This is a genomic window from Streptomyces sp. NPDC093065, from assembly GCF_044754585.1.
GTDB lineage: Bacteria > Actinomycetota > Actinomycetes > Streptomycetales > Streptomycetaceae > Streptomyces.
In genome coordinates this window covers 31,522-46,683 of record NZ_JBIVPJ010000037.1, presented here as the reverse complement: position 1 = coordinate 46,683, position 15,162 = coordinate 31,522, and the positions used below count along the sequence as shown (strand labels likewise).

Below are 15,162 nucleotides of genomic sequence, written 5' to 3'. Positions count from 1 at the left end.
GATCCCCGCAACTACCTGGCCTTTCTCGGCCTCGCCGCCACCCTGTGCTGCTACAAGCGACTGATCCGCCTCACCACGTAGGACACGGTCTTAGTCCCGTTGAGCCCGTGGTTGGATCTTGAGTAGCTCGCTGACTTGCGCCTTTCCGGGACGGGACTGAAGCGGGACCGAAGCGTTCTCAGTCCGCGCCGCGGCCGGGCGGGACTGCGCCCCCCTGACACCCGTAAGCCGTCCCGAAGCCCCCTGCTGGCCCGTCAATCGTCCCGCCAGCGCCCCCGCAGGCCCGCAGAGCCCCTGCGTCGGGAGGCGAGGGCCGCCCTGCTGGGCCATCCCCCGCGCGTCCTGGATTCAGGCTCCTTGCGCAGAAGCCCCCTGCCTCCGTAGGTCGGAAGGAAGGCGTGCTGCAGGGGTACGCCGTCTCGACGGACAGTGCACTGTCCGGAAGCCGTTGTTCATGGCCCACGCGCAAGAAGCCCCTGGGTTCGCTGATGCGAATGAAAGCCTCCGCGGGCTACTCCCGTCAAAGGTGCCGAACAGCGCTATCGGCTGGGGCCCACCTGACGGCCGTCCAGCGGTCCCCCGCCGCGGCCACCGGCTGACCTTCACCGATGGCACCCAGACCGAGTCGGACCTCCTGCACTGGCGCGGACGGCGGACGTTCCCGCATCCGGCCTTCCTCACTGACGAGCGTCCTGTTCACCTCTACGCCTGTCTCCGGCTGATGATCAGCGACGCCGAGCAACGCCGGCCTCGGGTCTCGCGATCCGTCGGGCCCGGCAGCGCAATCGCCCTCGGCGGCAACCTGAACCTGGGGGCGCAGCCGTTCGGGAAGGAACGATCTGTGTCTCGGTGAGTGTTCGGGCCGACGCCGCCTGAGCGGACCGGCAACGGTTCGACGACGGACACTGGAGCGCCACCCCGGCCCGGCTGCAGGACATGTCCCCCGGCTGGGACCCGGAACTGAGCGCTCTGATCGATCCAGGCGATGCTGGACGGTGCCGTCCTGGCCCAAGCGATCGCCGACAACACCGAGGACCCGGCCGCGGAGATCGCCGCCTACGAGACGGAGTTGTCCGCACGCACGGCGGCGATCGCAGAGGAGTCGGCACAGATCGAGCGCATGAGTCTCGCACCCGACGCGGCCGAGTGGATGGTGGCGTCTTTCGGTGAGGACTTGCTGATCGGCGGGTACTGGCGCCGACGTGAGGCCCGGCATGGACTTCCGCATCACTCGCCCGAGGCGCTTGTGGTTCACGTTCACACCGTCGGCGTCCAGATCCTGCGGTCGGCTGGTTTACTGGCGCCATCGGATCGACCCCTGCCAGATAGTCAAACTCTCAATGAGTTCTCTGAGAGCCTCTCAGAGAACGGACCGGAATCACCGGCCAGCGCCCTCTGTGGCTCCTCCGGGCGACTTCCGGGCCCCACCCGACCGGGCCCCTGCTCGGCCTGTCCGACGCGGCCGGCCCCTCGGCAGCCGCAGAGTGGACGATGCCCCTCCCCCCCCCACAGGGCCGCCCCCCGGTCCCGTCACCGGGCAGGTCATAAAGAGGCGTGAAGACAGTTGCAAGAACTGTACACGGCATCAGTAGGCGCCCGGTTCGGGGTACGTGGCAGCGTTCCGCATGCCGCAGAACACGAGACGCGGGGCGTCGTCCGCAGGCAGCCGGGTCTTCGGCTGCGCTGATTGTGGAAGCTTGTCCCCACGCCCCTTCGCTGCGTCCCTCCTCCGGCTCCACCTATTCGCCCCACTCCAGCCTCCCCTCACAGCGCGGCACCGACTGGGTGCCGGGCGTACCCACGGGCACTGTGGACGAGGACCGAGTCGGACGGCAGTGGATGGGGCGTGACATGCCCTCATTGGACGAAGTGTCACGAGTGCGAAGACCACCCACTTTCGTTGATGGGCACCCGTCGCTCCATGGTGAGCAACCACAACCCCCCTGCGGGGCGCCCCGTGGACGCCCCGCACGGCAGAGCCGCTCATAGCGCTCTGCGGACTCCGCTGCCTCCTGGGCCGAACGATCGGCGGACCGTGGTCGGCGTCCGGCGCCATCATCACGTGCGGGGGATTCCGCTTCGGAGAGCACCCTGTTTGATCTCGCGATCGATCGGAAACCCTGCAAGCCAGGCGAACGCTCGCCGCGGAACCAAGGAGTACTCCCCCCATCCGGTCACGGTGCGGTTCTGCTCGTCGGAAGCGGTGGAGGCCGCCGTGCCACTCCGACATGGCACCTCGGGCCCGCCGGAGCTTTCATTTCGGACCGCAGAGAGTAGCGCCTGCGCGGACACCAGACTAGCTGATGCTGCCGGGAACGATCCGTACAGAAGCGCGTACGCGCGAAGCGCCGGATGAGCCGTGTGAGGACCAGAAGGAACCAGGAGTCTGGCCACCTATCGACGAGCTAGAAGGAGGACGATCCCCACAGCCAACCACGAGTTGCACTTACCTCAATCCCCCAAACGCGCTGCTGAACCACTCTCCGAAGAGATCGTCACCCGCCGGAGGGCTCCTGAGCGCCGTGACAGTCATGCACGGCAGTCAGCGAAATGCACAAGTCTCGCGACTCCTCGCGCGCGCTGCCTGACCATGAGAGATGGTCAACTGGTAGGGGCAATCCCGGCTTCACATGCTTCGCACGCATGTTCCTGACAGTAGGTTCTTCTCGCTCAAGGGTGCCAGCCGAGTGCGGCAGAGCCCGAGATGGGTACTGGACAGTCACTCCGATCCTCTGCCCATCACTATGCTCCTCTGACATCAGGGAGTCGCCAGCTGGAAACTTGTCACGCCGAGCAGCGGTCCACTCGCCATCGTTCAAGCTTAGAGAGCTGGACGAAGTGGCATCAGTGTCTCTAAGGTGAACTCTGATGTAGAGCGCGGATGCGCCGTCTGACCAGGGAAAATAAACAAGCCTGCAAACACTGGAGCAAGCTTGTAGTCAAACACTGGTACGAGCTCAGGGCAGTGCGTTGATCAGGGCGTACCTTCCAATGCTGCCTCACACTACTCAGACGGTGTGGATCGTCGCGTGAGTCTCCATCTGGGAAAAGACACTGGCATGCGCTTGGAGGAGTGCAGAGTCTCAAGCTCGTTAGCTGGCATGGTTGGCGGTCTGCACGTCAGTCGGTTCAGATGCGGGTAGCCGGGATTGGTTGGGAAGTTACTCGCAAGCGGACGTGGCTACCTGGATGCGGGTCCGACGGCAGGTGAAGATGGTCGTGAGAGCGAAGGCCTGCCTTCAGGTCAAGTGGCCTACGGAAGCGCGTGCTTGCGGGTTGGCGGAGTGGGTCATTTGCTTGGCTGCCGATCGCCAAATCGGATGCCTTGCCTGTCAGGACACCTGTCTCCGGGTTGGCTTCCGTACGGGAACGGTTACCTGTTTGCAAGGGGAGTTCCGTGCGGGACAGGAGGTGTAGATGCAGGCACAGGAGACAGTCCGTGGTTGGGTGAACATGTCCCTCAACAGGCATGCATGACTCCTGGCAGGACTGGACGCCAGGTGGCAGGTCAGGACATCAAGTTGGTTGTGGGTTTGATGTGGTGCAGGCATACACGCCAGGTGAGTCGCAGGACCGGCGGGGGAGTGGTGAGTCAGTACGGGGGCCTATTGGGAAACGCGTTGCGCGGCCTGAAGGGAAGCAGGGGTCCAGGTGGGTTCGGTGATGGATGGCGCCGCCAGTCGACCGGTCCACGTGCGGGTCCCGTGGTCTGCCGGTATGAACGTCGGCTTCGCCGCCCCGTCGCATGTCCAGTAGCCGACGGGCCGTTGGACTGGGCAGCACGTCGACACGGTGACCAGGTTGTCGGTTGGCGTAGTGACGGGACGCAGAGCACAACCGCGTGCGGGAGTGTGGACCAGTGATCAGGTTGCAGGACCCGCTGGGGCCGGGACTTGCTTGCACGCTAAATCCATAGTCGGTTGATGCGCATGTCGTCGTACCCGCATCATGATCACTCTGCTAGCCTGTGCATCACTTTGTGTCGCAACTTCGCCGGAGGTGACTGAGTTTATGGGAGTGACGGTTGCTCACCCTGCTGGAAGCACCACTGGCGGAGTGGTTACTGAGCCGAGTTGCCAAGCAGTGAACAGTCAGGCGAGCGGGGATGCGGGGTGTCACGTTTAAGCGCTATCACCAGATCCCTCGTTGACCAGCCCAGAAGGGGAGTTGGAGGGCTCTGCCGCCCCTCATGAGCGGGGTTCAGGAGGGTACTCGGCATCAGGATCACGCGTTCTGAGGCTCAGAATCGTTCTGAGAGAACTTTCGCTCGGGCGAACGCCATTAAAGCGGACGTTTCGCCACCTGATCGCGTGCCAGCTTCCCGTTTTCACCGGGACTTCCCCGGACCTGAACGATACTGAGAGAGGATCCATGGCCAGTCCCTTCGCGGCACCTGACAGTCAGCAGCACCTGCCCCAGATCCCGTGGGCCTCGCTGTCGCACATCTTCATGTTCGGCAACGGCAAGGGTGGTGTGGGCAAGTCGTCGGTGTCGGCCAACGCTGCGGGCAAAGCGGCCCGCAGCGGGCTGCGAACCCTCATCATCGACTGCAACGCACAGGGCAACATCGCGCGTGAACTCGGCTACAAGCGTGCGGAGTGGAACGACGGGGGAGCGGGACTCCTTGAGTCCCTGCGCACCGGCACCCCCCTGACGCCCCGGCGAGGTGTGAGGGAGAACCTGGATGTCGTCATGGGTGGTCCGGCGCTCGGCGACGAGTTCGGCATCTTCTTCCACACGCTTCTCGCGAAGGAAGGCCCCCAGGCATACCTGCGGCTGCTGATGTGCCTGCTGCCGATCGCACACGAGTACCAGATCATCATCCTCGACACCCCGCCCGAGAACCCGTCGCTCCAGCGACTCGCTCTCTCCACCGCGCGCTGGCTGATCATCCCGGTCAAGAGCGACGGCGGCGCCGAGGACGGACTCGCCCAGATCGGCCTGGAGTTCTCCTACGTCAGGTTCGTCAGCCAACTCAACCCACACCTGGAGCTTCTCGGCGTACTCCTGTTCGATACGGGCCGGACCTACACGGGCATTCACGCCGATGTACGACAACAGGTTCACAAGGTGCTCGGCGAGGACGCCCACATGTTCAAGCACCTCATCGGACACACGGAAGCGGTGGCACGCCTCGTACGCAAGCGCGGGTTGCTGGTCCAGGAGCTGGCCGACCGGCGCAGGGAGGGCGACCGGACCATCCCCGAGACCGTCGAAGGCCTGGTCTCCGACTACGAAGGATTCACTGAAGAGATGTTCGCCAGGGCACTCGAGCTCAGGAAGGAAGCTGCCGCATGACCCCGCCCAAGGGCAAGAAGCGCATGGACGCGGACGACGAGCAGAGCATGTCCGACGAGGGAGTCGGCAATCTGTTCAGCGGAGGTGGAAGTGGTGGCTCGGCGGCCTCGTCGAGCGCGCTCGCCGGCTGGGCGACCGCCGCTCCGGCGCAGAGCCAGCCCGTAGCGCCGGCGACGCCGATGCCGACCCCTTTGGCCGCACCGTCGGTGATTCCCCAGCCCGCACGCGAGGCCGTACGGGAGCCGGACCCCGAGCTCGAACTCAACGACGCGGACACCGCGAAGCCCGTCGGTTTCTACGTGTCCCAGAACGTGGCGGCGCGCTTCCGCAAGTACCGCAAGCAGAACGACATCACACACACCCAGATCGTGCTGGTCGCCGTCGAGGCGGCCGCCGAGAAGGGACTCGCGCAGGTCGTCGAGGACGCGCGGCGCGCGCCCAAATTCCAGTCCAAACTGTTCGCCGTCACCGTCAAGCCCGACGACTCGGACCTGCGAGGACTCGGCCCCGTCCAACTGCAGTACAAACCGACCAAGGCCCAGCGAGCGATCATCGACCGCCTGGTGAGGGAGTCCGGCCTTCCGGACCACACCAAGTTCCTTGCCGTCGTGCTCGACCAGTTCCTTCCGGGACGCCGCGACGCCTGACCGGGTTGGAGAGGACGACCGGACACCCTACTCGTCCGGCCTCGTGTGACGTGAGGCCGGACGATTGCCTTCCGGATGTGCCTACCGCCATGACGACGGGATCAATTCGTCCGGGTCGGACCGTCCTACGGGTAGCCCGCGATCACGCCGGGAGCGCTGGACCGGCCGGTGTCTGAGCGGCACGGGGCTGTCGGCTCTCCTCACCTTCCGGCCGGATACGAGTGAGGAGGACGTTGCAACCGACACCGTGATCGCGAGAGTGGCACGCTGCACCTGATCAGTACGTGCCGCACCATGTTGCCGGTCAGGGCAGCTCGTTCGCCTCGCTCTCGCCTGCAGCGTCCCGGTCAGTGCGGGCGACGCACCCGCTGTCCCGGCCGCCGAGAGCGATTCGTGCCAGGTCACGCAGCCACATGTGCGCGGGGTCGCCGTCGTAGCGCTGGTGCCACGACAGGTACAGCGGGGCTGGCGGCAGCTCGATCGGCAGGCGCAGGGCGGTCAGACCGAAAGCCGTGGCTGCCGGATGCACCGTGATGTCGGGGACGGTGAGAAGGACGTCGGAGTCGCGAGCGAACGCGAATGCGGCCGCCTCGGTGGGTACGGCCGCCACCACCTGCCGGGTGAGACCGAGCTGTGCGAAGGCGTCGTCGAACGTGTTGCCGAGATGCCCGCGGCGCGAAACGGTGATGTGCTCGGCCGCCGCGTACTGCGTGGCGGTGACGGCCTGGTCGCGGGTGAGCGGGTGCCCTTGGCGTACGACGATCACGTACCGGCTCGACGTCACATGCGCGCTCCGGATGTCCGGCGTTGCGGAACGGTCCGCGTTGGCCTCCAGGTCGATCTGAGCGCGGCGCAACTCGGGTGTGTCGAGGCTCGATTCCGCGAGGAAGCGCAGCCGCACGCCCGGCGCCTGGCGGCGGACCGAAGACAGGAGAGCGGATCCGCCAAGGGTGACCAGGGAGTCGTGCCAGCGGAGCGTGAAGGTGCGCTCCAAGGAGGCGAGGTCGAGTTCACGGCTGGGCGCCAGCACGGTCTGGGCCTGGAGCAGCAGCTCGTGCACATGCTCCCGGACGGAGACTGCGTAGGGCGTCGGGGTCATCACGCGGCCGGTGCGCACCAGGATCTGGTCTCCCGTCGTGCGCCGGATTCGGCCGAGGCTCCGGCTCATCGCCGGTGCGGTCACGTGGAGCCTCGCTGCTGCCCCGGCCACGCTGCCCTCCTCCAGAAGCGCGTCGAGTGCCGTCAGCAGATTCAAGTCCAATTGCATGTGAGTCATGTTAGGCGTTCATGACATGCACTTGCTGTTAATGAAGTGGAAACATACGGTCGAGAGGCGAGGACGGATCGAAGGAAGATTCCCGCCCGCCCCATGACCCCCTCTTGGATGGGAGACTGTCATGCCCGAATCGACACGGAGCACCGTTTTGTCTGCCGAAGCCGGAGCAGAGGCACCTGTCTCGCCCTGTGCCGAGCTGCTGGCACACACGTCGGATGCCGTTCGTACGGCGGGTTCCGTCCTTCGGGAGCGCTTCGGCGACGCGATCCGCACCGACAGCCGCGACGATCTGACCCGGGCGCTCGCTGCCAACGACGACGCGGTACTAGAGGTGTTGAAGCCTCGCCTCACGGCCCTGCGGCCGGACGCTCGCTGGGTGGATGACGAGCTGCAGGGTGGATCGCTGCCCTCTGGCGCATGGTGGCTGGTGGATCCGGCGGAGGGCAATATCAACCACCTGCACGGCCTGCCGGAATGGGCAGTCACCACCACCCTGGTGCATGACAACCGCCCGATACTCACCGTTGTCCACCTGCCCTTGACCGGTGAGACCTATACGGCTCTCGCCGGGGGTGGTGCCCACCTGAACGGCCGGACACTGCGGGTGTCCGGGGCGACGGACCTCGGCCTCGCTCTCGTGGCGACCAGCCAGGCCAGGCCGGACGAGGACACGAGCATCGTGCGACGCATCGGCGCCTCCGTCACCGCGATGCTTCTCGACGCGCTCGTGGTGCGCACGTCCGTGCCGGCCACCCTGCACCTGCTGTCCGTGGCCGCAGGCCGGATCGATGCTTTCTGGCAGTTCACCGGCGCACGCGCGGACCTGCTTCCCGGAGCACTCCTCGTGTCCGAGGCCGGCGGTCGGATCTCCGATGCCGCGGGACGCACGTGGACCCCGGACAGCGACAGCTTCCTGGCCGCCGCCCCGGGCGTGCACGCGGCCGCCGTCGCCACTCTCACCCGTTGACCACGCGGAATCCCCCCCCCGCACCGAAAGGACCAGGCCTCCATGACCCAGATCGCAGTACTCGGAAACGGCCGCGTCGGCGGCAACCTGACCACAGCTCTGACCCGAGTCGGGCACGAGGTGAGCATCGGAGGGCGTGCGCAGGGCTCGGCGGCCGACAGCACTCGGAAAGCGCACATCGTCATCAACGCGACACCCGGCGACGGCTCACTGGAGCGGCTGTCCGCTCTGCGTGAGGAGTTGCAAGGCAAGATCCTGGTGGACCTTGCCAATGCCACCGTCGACGGCCCGGACGGACTGCCCCGCGAACTGATCTACCCCGGATCGAGCCTCGCCGAGCGACTGCAGGCAGCGCTCCCCGACACTCACGTCGTCAAAACGCTGAACACGATGCTCTATCCGGTCATGACCGCGCCGGCCGCACTCGTTCAGAAGCCGACGGCCTTCCTCTCCGGCGAGAGCACGGAGGCCAAGCAGGTGGTCCGCGGGCTCCTGGGCGACCTGGGCTGGCAGCCCGAATGGATCACGGACCTCGGCGGGATCGAGACCGCTCGGGCCACCGAAGCCGCCGTGCTGTTCGTACCGCATGTGATCCGCTCCGACGGATTCGTGCCCTTCGCCGTGTCTATCGCCCGCTGACGCCGCGACCCCCTGTGCGGAAGGTGACTGTCTTCCGCACAGGGGGTCGCTCGCGAGTGCGCCGGCTCTGCACTCAGAAGGGGTGCCTCACCCGGCTCGCAACCCGCTCACTTCGGGATCGGGCGTCGCAAGTCCCAGTAGCCGGGTGCCGGTCGCATGCCGAATGAGGCGTTGAGACCGATGATCGCGTCGTTCGTATCGTGATTGTGCGTATGTACGGACCGTGCGCCGGCACGGTGGGCCCGGAGAAACGAGTCAGACTTCAGCGCGCGGGCTATGCCGGTCCTGCGGTGAGTCGTCACCACTCCGGTGAAGAGGGTGTACCAGGTGTCGCCGTCCTTCTCCGGTGCCAGGGCTGTCAGGCCGAGGGCCGGTCGCTCGATCTCTTCATCCTCGCGTTCGGCCAGCAGCAGGATGGTGTTCTCCGGGAAGTAGTCACCTGCCTGCCTCACGTCACCCTCCTCGGTCGGCAAGTCAGGAAGGCAGCGCGCGGCGCACTCCAGTACTTCGTCGATGTCATGAGGCAGGTCCGCCTGGCGAATTCGCACGCGGGCAGACCGGGAGGCCTCATGCGCGGCCGCCTCCAACGTGCCGTGCTGGGAGGCCAGATCGAGGCCCCATCCCACGCTGTGGCTGTGCACCGTGTAGCCGTACTGTTCAGCGAAGCGCCGCCCCTCGGTGAGGTCGTCGCGGAGCCGGTAGAAGGCGGGCAGCGTCTCCTCCTTGAGCCGCTCAGTCAGCAGGTCAGCGAGTGCGCTTCCCACTCCGGCCCTGCGAGCGGGCTCGGAGACGGAGACGAGCGTGATGACTGAACCGGGAAACGCGGGGTCCCTCGACAACAGGGCCGCGCCCACGACCACTCCGTCTCGTTCCGCCACGAACGCCCAGCCGTCCTTCCCGGCCTCCGCAGTGGCCAGCTGAAGTTCCAGATGGTGGCGGATGCCGGTAGCGCTTGCGAGCATCAGCAGATCTGCTGCCACGGTGATGTCGACCGGACGCAGGGGCCTCAGAACAGAACCAGATTGATGCAAAATAATAGAAATCCTTCATGCCTATTGGTTTGAATCGACGGAAATCACGGCGGGGTGTTACGTCGTTCCCAAGGAGACTGCCACCCGCCGCGCTGTTCCTGACACGTGACGACTCCAGCATTGTCACGGGCAGTGCCCTCGCAGTTGACGGCGGCACGGGGCAAATCCGATCGGCGGACCGCTCGGCGACGTCGTCGGGGGCAGGCAGTCCGCGAAACCGTCGTCGAACTCCAGCCAAGGCCCTGGGGACGAGTCTGCTGTACGACGCTGTACGCGTCGATTCTCCGATCCGGTTGTCGGGGCCCAGACCGAGATCTCCGGCTGCCTGACTACCCGCGCGGATGCGCTGTTCGAACCTGCCGACGCTGTGCTGTGCCCCGACCCACGCCAAGTTCCGGGCGGTAGCGGCCTCGACGCGTCACGCAGAGGGTTGCTGCCGACAGCGCACGATGGCGCCGGCGGGCGCCGGGGGGTGTTGAGCCGGACAGCCAAGCGGCCCGGCAACCTGGCCGTCACGGCGTCCTGGGACTCCCGATCCGGGCAGCGTCAGCAGTCACCGCCCTCGACGACACCAGGTCACCACGAGGGCCGCCAATGCCGCCCCTCGGTCGGCTGCCCGCGACTTCTACGGGCAGCCGACCGATCAGGCAGCCGGCTTCTGCGATACGTTCGATTCCAGGGAAAGAATGGCCCGGGGTGCAGACTTACTCGACGACGAGCTGCACGGGGACGTTGCCGCGAATGGCGTTGGAGTACGGGCAGACCAGATGTGCCTTTTCGACGAGTTCCTGGCCGGTGGCGCGGTCGACACCGTTGGGAAGTGTGATGCGCAGAACGACGGCGAGGGCGAGCCCCTCACCCTCCTTGCCGATCGACACCTCTCCGGACACGACCACCTTGGAGAGATCAACGCCGGCCTGTCGGCCCGTGATACCGAGCGCTCCGCCGAAGCAAGCCGCGTAGCCGGCGGCGAAGAGCTGCTCCGGATTGTTCCCCTCGCCGCTGCCGCCCAGCGCCTTCGGCATGGCAAGCTGGAGGTCCAGGGACCCGTCCGAGGTGGTGGCCCGGCCTTCACGGCCCTGGGTCGCCGTCGCGATCGCGGTGTAAAGCGCGTCCATGATTATTGATTCCTTCTGTGTGTTGGGCATGGCGGCAGAGCCGCCGCAGCAACCTGGGGGACTGCCGCACCCGGATGAACAGTGGTATTTGCTCTCTGTAAATCGCCAGGACACAAGGTGCCGACCGGGTGGCTCTGCGCGGAGGGCCACGAGGCCAGGGTGCGTGCCCGGCCATCGCGGTGCTTCCCTGTCCGGACAGGAGCCTCGGGATACCTGGTGCCGACGCTGAAGAGGGATCGACGCCGATGGGTCCGAGTAGTCGCATCGTCAAGGCGCCCTCATCACCGGGTCGTCGGCGGGCAGGCCCGTATCGGGTGATTGTCGTGTCGTAGGCGATGAACCGCGCCGTTCCTGGTTGAGGGATCCGCGTGGAGGCCCTGTATCAGCGATCCCGTGGACGCCGCTTCGGGGTGCTCCGTGCTTGTCATGACTGTCGCGGATCCGGGCGAGGGGGCCGCGACGGCCGGTAGAACCGCGGCGACCGGCAAAGCGGCCGCAGCCGCCAGTACCGCACCGGCCAGGAATGAGGGGCGCAGAAGTGGCATGGGAAGTCACCCACCAGGTAGGGAGAACGTTCTGTCTTGCTCTGCATAGGATGCGGCATGAAGGCGCCTTGCGTCAATACCGAACGTTCTGCTTCGGTGGTGTCGGCTGCGTCATCGCCTCGGAGGTGATGCGAGGTGGGTGACGCCGACGGTGTGGCGGTGTGTCCCTGCGCGGTCTGCGCGGCCTGAAGTTGATGCCGACTGCATGCTGAGAGGTGGTGCCGCGATAAGGTTGCGTATGTAGGGTTCGCTACAGCCCGCGACGGGGCGGCGGGCAATGGGGGAGCCGGCAGACCACTGACCGGCGGGTCGTCGGCAGTCGCTCCCGTCCTCTCGACGCTGTCCCGACGCTGAAAGCTTCAGGAGAACGAGTGAGCGCAGCTTTGAACACGCCTCACGGTGTGCCGATCCAGCTCCGGAAATGCCTCGGCGTACCCTGCGGCCGACCCCTCGGCGGCAACCGCGCCGGTCTGCAGCCCGCTCTGCCCGCGAGTCTCGCAAACGGGACACTCGAATTCGTCAAGGGCGGCACCGGTTGGCCCAAGACCTACTTTTTCGAGCGTGGCCGAATGAAGCGGAGGGTGGTGGGTGCGCTCGGTCGGTTCTCGGTGGACGGGCGCCACTGGACGAGCCCAGAGCCCCGCTCTGGCAAACATTCAGAATCCGCCAAGCGGGAGTGCTAAAGAAGCTGGCCCGGGATGTGGCGTCCCGGGCCAGCCATGTCAAGGAGGTCAGTACTACTTACGTCTCTAACTGAATACGCATCGTGGCCGGGTCACTACCTCCCCAGGCGGTCCCGACCTCTGATGTGAATCTTCCTGCACCTACTGGACTGGAGCTCATTATAGCTGCCCGTTCGGCGGTTGGCGTAGTCGTGCCGCAAAAGCACCGGGACAACACGAACGCCCACTCGCCTCACACCTCTGCCTTCCTGTCCCCAACCGGGTTCATTCGACCACTCGGCGTGATGACGGACCGCACCCTGTCCGAGCACTCCGCCGGGGACCCGCTGCTCCTGACGCCCGGTATGCGCAGGATGCTCAGTGCCGCAGTCCGCGCGCTCATGGACGATCCGCGTCTCGCCGACGCCTGCCACCTCGTCCGGCTCACGGCCGTGGTCCTCCTGGCCAAAGCTCCCTCCGCATCCACGCATGTCACCATGAAGTCGAGAGACTTGGCCGGGTGGCTTGGATTCGGCGTCTCGCACGTGGCCCACACGGTGCTTCCTCGTATGCGCCGGTCCGGTGTCACGACGTGCGAGCGCGCCCGCGACGCTCAAGGCTGGACCAGGGCCCTGGAGTTCGAGCTGCTGCCGTTGAGCGAGGCACGCGCCGAGCAGGCAATGAATCCCCTGTCCTCGCTGACGAAGAAGGATCTGGCGACACTGCTTCGCTTTTGCGAGGCGGTCCTGGGCCCGGGGTGGGCACCCAGAGGCAGGCCGGCCACACCGCCCGGCTTCTTCGCGGCCCGGCGAGGGAGAGCCGCGGCGACCGACCGCCTGACGATGCTGCTCCTGGCGCTGGAGTCCCGGAGCGACGGAAGCGTGCGGATGGCTCCAGGGCGCCTTCCCCAGGGTCACAGCCGCGCCGAGGTGACTGTTGCCCGGCTGCTGGGGTGTTCGGTCGACGAGGGCGCCGACGCGCTGGCGCGGTTGCTGTCGATGGGGGCGGTCGCATGGGATCGCCCGGAAGAGTCCGGGCAGGGCCGTCTGTTCGTCCCGGCCATCCGCGCCGCGTACAGGCACGCTCATGGCGCACGGTCCGCATGGCACAACGATCCTCCGAACCACGAGCGGTCGGGTGCGGGTCGCCGTGATTGCTCGTCCGGAGCGAGAACGTGCGCGCGGTGTGGAAGTGAGGACACGGGGCGGCCTCCGGATGCCGAGGGCGTCAACCGGTCTCAGAGGGGTGCGCAGGACGGCTCCGACGAATCCATACGTAGTGCATGTAGGGATCAGGCTCTCGGCATCGACACATCGCCGCAGGTGGGATCGTCGATCGACGAGGTCGCAGCCATGAAGAGTTCTGCAGACCCCCACACTCCTCACTCACCTGTGGCTTCTCTCCCATGTTCTTATGCAGCTGAGTTGGTTGGCTTTTCCGGCTCTGCCGACTTGAGCAAGGGTCGACTGCGGAATCGCGCGCGAGAGGAGATGCCCTCTCCCGGGCACGGAGACACCGGTACTCCGTCGTCGAGTCGCCCGGGCCGACTCCGACCAGAACCACGAAGAACCCACTTCGGAGGAGCCTCAGCCACTGCCCCGCGAACCGGTCCCCCTGCCACCGCCTCAGCTGCCGTGCCCGAGGGCCTCAAGCAGGCACTCGCCCCGGTCGAACATCTGTGGACCCGTCTGAGCCGGACATCCACCGCCCGCTGGCTGGCGAAGGCGGTGGACGCGGAGCTGGCGCGCCTGCGCGGTCTCGTCGGAGACGGGACTGGGGCGGCCGAGCACAGACTTGCCGAGAGGCTTGAACGGCGGCTCAACCGTCAGGGAGCCCAGCCGATCCATGATCTGGCCGGCTGGCTGATCAAGCGTGGGCTGCCGCAGAACAGAGAGTGCTGGTCACACCTGTGCGACGACGGAATACGCGTTGACGACGGCAGCCACTGCGAGAGCTGTGAGTGCCTGATCGCGGACCGGCGGAGGCTGCGCACTGCGGTGGCAACCCGGGTCTCGGCCGGGCGTCACCGCATCCCGCGGCTGGAATGGCGTACTGCCTATGAGCGGGAGCTGCGGACGATCGTCCACCGCGAAACCGCTGCGAGTCTCACCCGGAGGAAGTCGATGGTCGAGAAGCAGGCCGCGTTTCTCACCGCGATCGAGAGACGGAAGGAGGCTTGGGCGAAGGCGCGAGCGGCAGCGGCCGCACAGCCTTGTGCAGACTGCGGGGCGCCCGACGCCTCAGGACTGTGTCCGGTGTGTACCTTGCGGCGTGAATCGGTCGTGCTGGTGGACAAGGCAGTGGACATCGCCGTCGCGCTGCGTGCCGACGTCGGCGACCCACAAGCACTCGCGGCACTGACCGAGCAGGTGAGGTGGGACACCTGGGCGATCGTGCGGAGAACCGGCCTCGGCGGCCGGGGTGCCGCTGTCTCGCGGGCGTTCGCCCAGCGGGAGCTGGCCAAGAAGGTCTTGGCGGGGCGCCGTCAGCTGGCCCTGGAACGCTTGCAGAAGTCGGAGCCGGCGAATGCCGAGGCCGCGCAGGTGACGCGGTTGGCTCAGCGGGGGAGGGGCGTCACGGAAGCGGGCAGGGAGCGCACCCTGATCGCCGTCGAGCGTGCCCGGGAGCGGGTAGCAGAGGAGCTTCTGGCCGAATTTCTGGACGAGCTGTACCGAGGCCGGTTCTCGGCTGTGCCGAACAAGCGGACTGCGGACGGTACATGGGCGTGAGGAGGATGAGCCGGACGGTGCTCGGCGAGCGCGTGGGGCTGGGACCGGGTGCCGGGCAGCCGGTGACTCATGCCGTCGTGCCGTCGTGCCGTCGTCCGCACTCGGAGGCCGAGGCGGTCGGTCCGACAGCAGCCGCGGCGCTCTGTACGCGTACCTCGCAGACCACTTCCACACTCGTTGTCCCACATTCGTGCGAGGCCGGCGAGGGGTCGTGCGGCTGTCTCGGATCCGGGTCCCGGGGCTGTGCGGG

8 protein-coding genes are annotated in these 15,162 nt (G+C 66.6%); 5 read left to right on the top strand and 3 right to left on the bottom strand.

Annotated elements, in window-relative coordinates:
- Positions 1 to 4,371 precede the first annotated feature (4,371 nt).
- Together ACIQFU_RS36875 and ACIQFU_RS36870 are read left to right on the top strand one after the other, a co-directional pair.
- Positions 4,372 to 5,298 (top strand): ParA family protein, encoded by a 927-nt coding sequence (locus ACIQFU_RS36875; protein ID WP_402557590.1) that lies wholly within the window; start codon positions 4,372 to 4,374, stop codon positions 5,296 to 5,298.
- Positions 5,295 to 5,945, top strand: coding sequence for a hypothetical protein (locus ACIQFU_RS36870; protein ID WP_402557589.1), 651 nt, complete (start codon positions 5,295 to 5,297; stop codon positions 5,943 to 5,945). Before ACIQFU_RS36875 ends, ACIQFU_RS36870 begins: the two co-directional genes overlap by 4 nt.
- 304 nt (positions 5,946 to 6,249) lie before the next feature.
- On the opposite strand, the gene ACIQFU_RS36865 is transcribed toward ACIQFU_RS36870, so the two are convergent.
- Positions 6,250 to 7,212, bottom strand: coding sequence for a LysR family transcriptional regulator (locus ACIQFU_RS36865; RefSeq protein ID WP_402557587.1), 963 nt, complete (start codon positions 7,210 to 7,212; stop codon positions 6,250 to 6,252).
- A gap of 130 nt (positions 7,213 to 7,342) precedes the next feature.
- Here ACIQFU_RS36865 and ACIQFU_RS36860 point away from each other — a divergent pair, with 130 nt between their 5' ends.
- Both ACIQFU_RS36860 and ACIQFU_RS36855 read left to right on the top strand, forming a co-directional pair.
- Entirely contained in the window at positions 7,343 to 8,188 is an 846-nt protein-coding gene (locus ACIQFU_RS36860) for an inositol monophosphatase family protein (protein WP_381610365.1), read from the top strand.
- A gap of 42 nt (positions 8,189 to 8,230) precedes the next feature.
- The gene (locus tag ACIQFU_RS36855; protein ID WP_381610362.1) at positions 8,231 to 8,827 is read left to right on the top strand and encodes an NADPH-dependent F420 reductase; all 597 of its coding nucleotides are present in this window, start codon (positions 8,231 to 8,233) and stop codon (positions 8,825 to 8,827) included.
- Positions 8,828 to 8,934: 107 nt separating this feature from the next.
- Here the strand turns inward: ACIQFU_RS36855 and ACIQFU_RS36850 are convergent, their stop codons facing one another.
- Together ACIQFU_RS36850 and ACIQFU_RS36845 are read right to left on the bottom strand one after the other, a co-directional pair.
- Entirely contained in the window at positions 8,935 to 9,807 is an 873-nt protein-coding gene (locus ACIQFU_RS36850; protein ID WP_381610359.1) for a GNAT family N-acetyltransferase, read from the bottom strand.
- Between the two features lie 755 nt (positions 9,808 to 10,562).
- Complete coding sequence (locus tag ACIQFU_RS36845; protein ID WP_134655069.1) at positions 10,563 to 10,976, bottom strand: organic hydroperoxide resistance protein; 414 nt, start codon at positions 10,974 to 10,976, stop codon at positions 10,563 to 10,565.
- A 2,841-nt stretch (positions 10,977 to 13,817) separates the two neighbouring features.
- Between ACIQFU_RS36845 and ACIQFU_RS36840 the strand changes: the two genes are divergently transcribed.
- On the top strand, positions 13,818 to 14,912 hold the full coding sequence (locus ACIQFU_RS36840; RefSeq protein ID WP_402557585.1) for a hypothetical protein: 1,095 nt from the start codon (positions 13,818 to 13,820) through the stop codon (positions 14,910 to 14,912).
- The last annotated feature ends 250 nt before the right edge of the window (positions 14,913 to 15,162 follow it).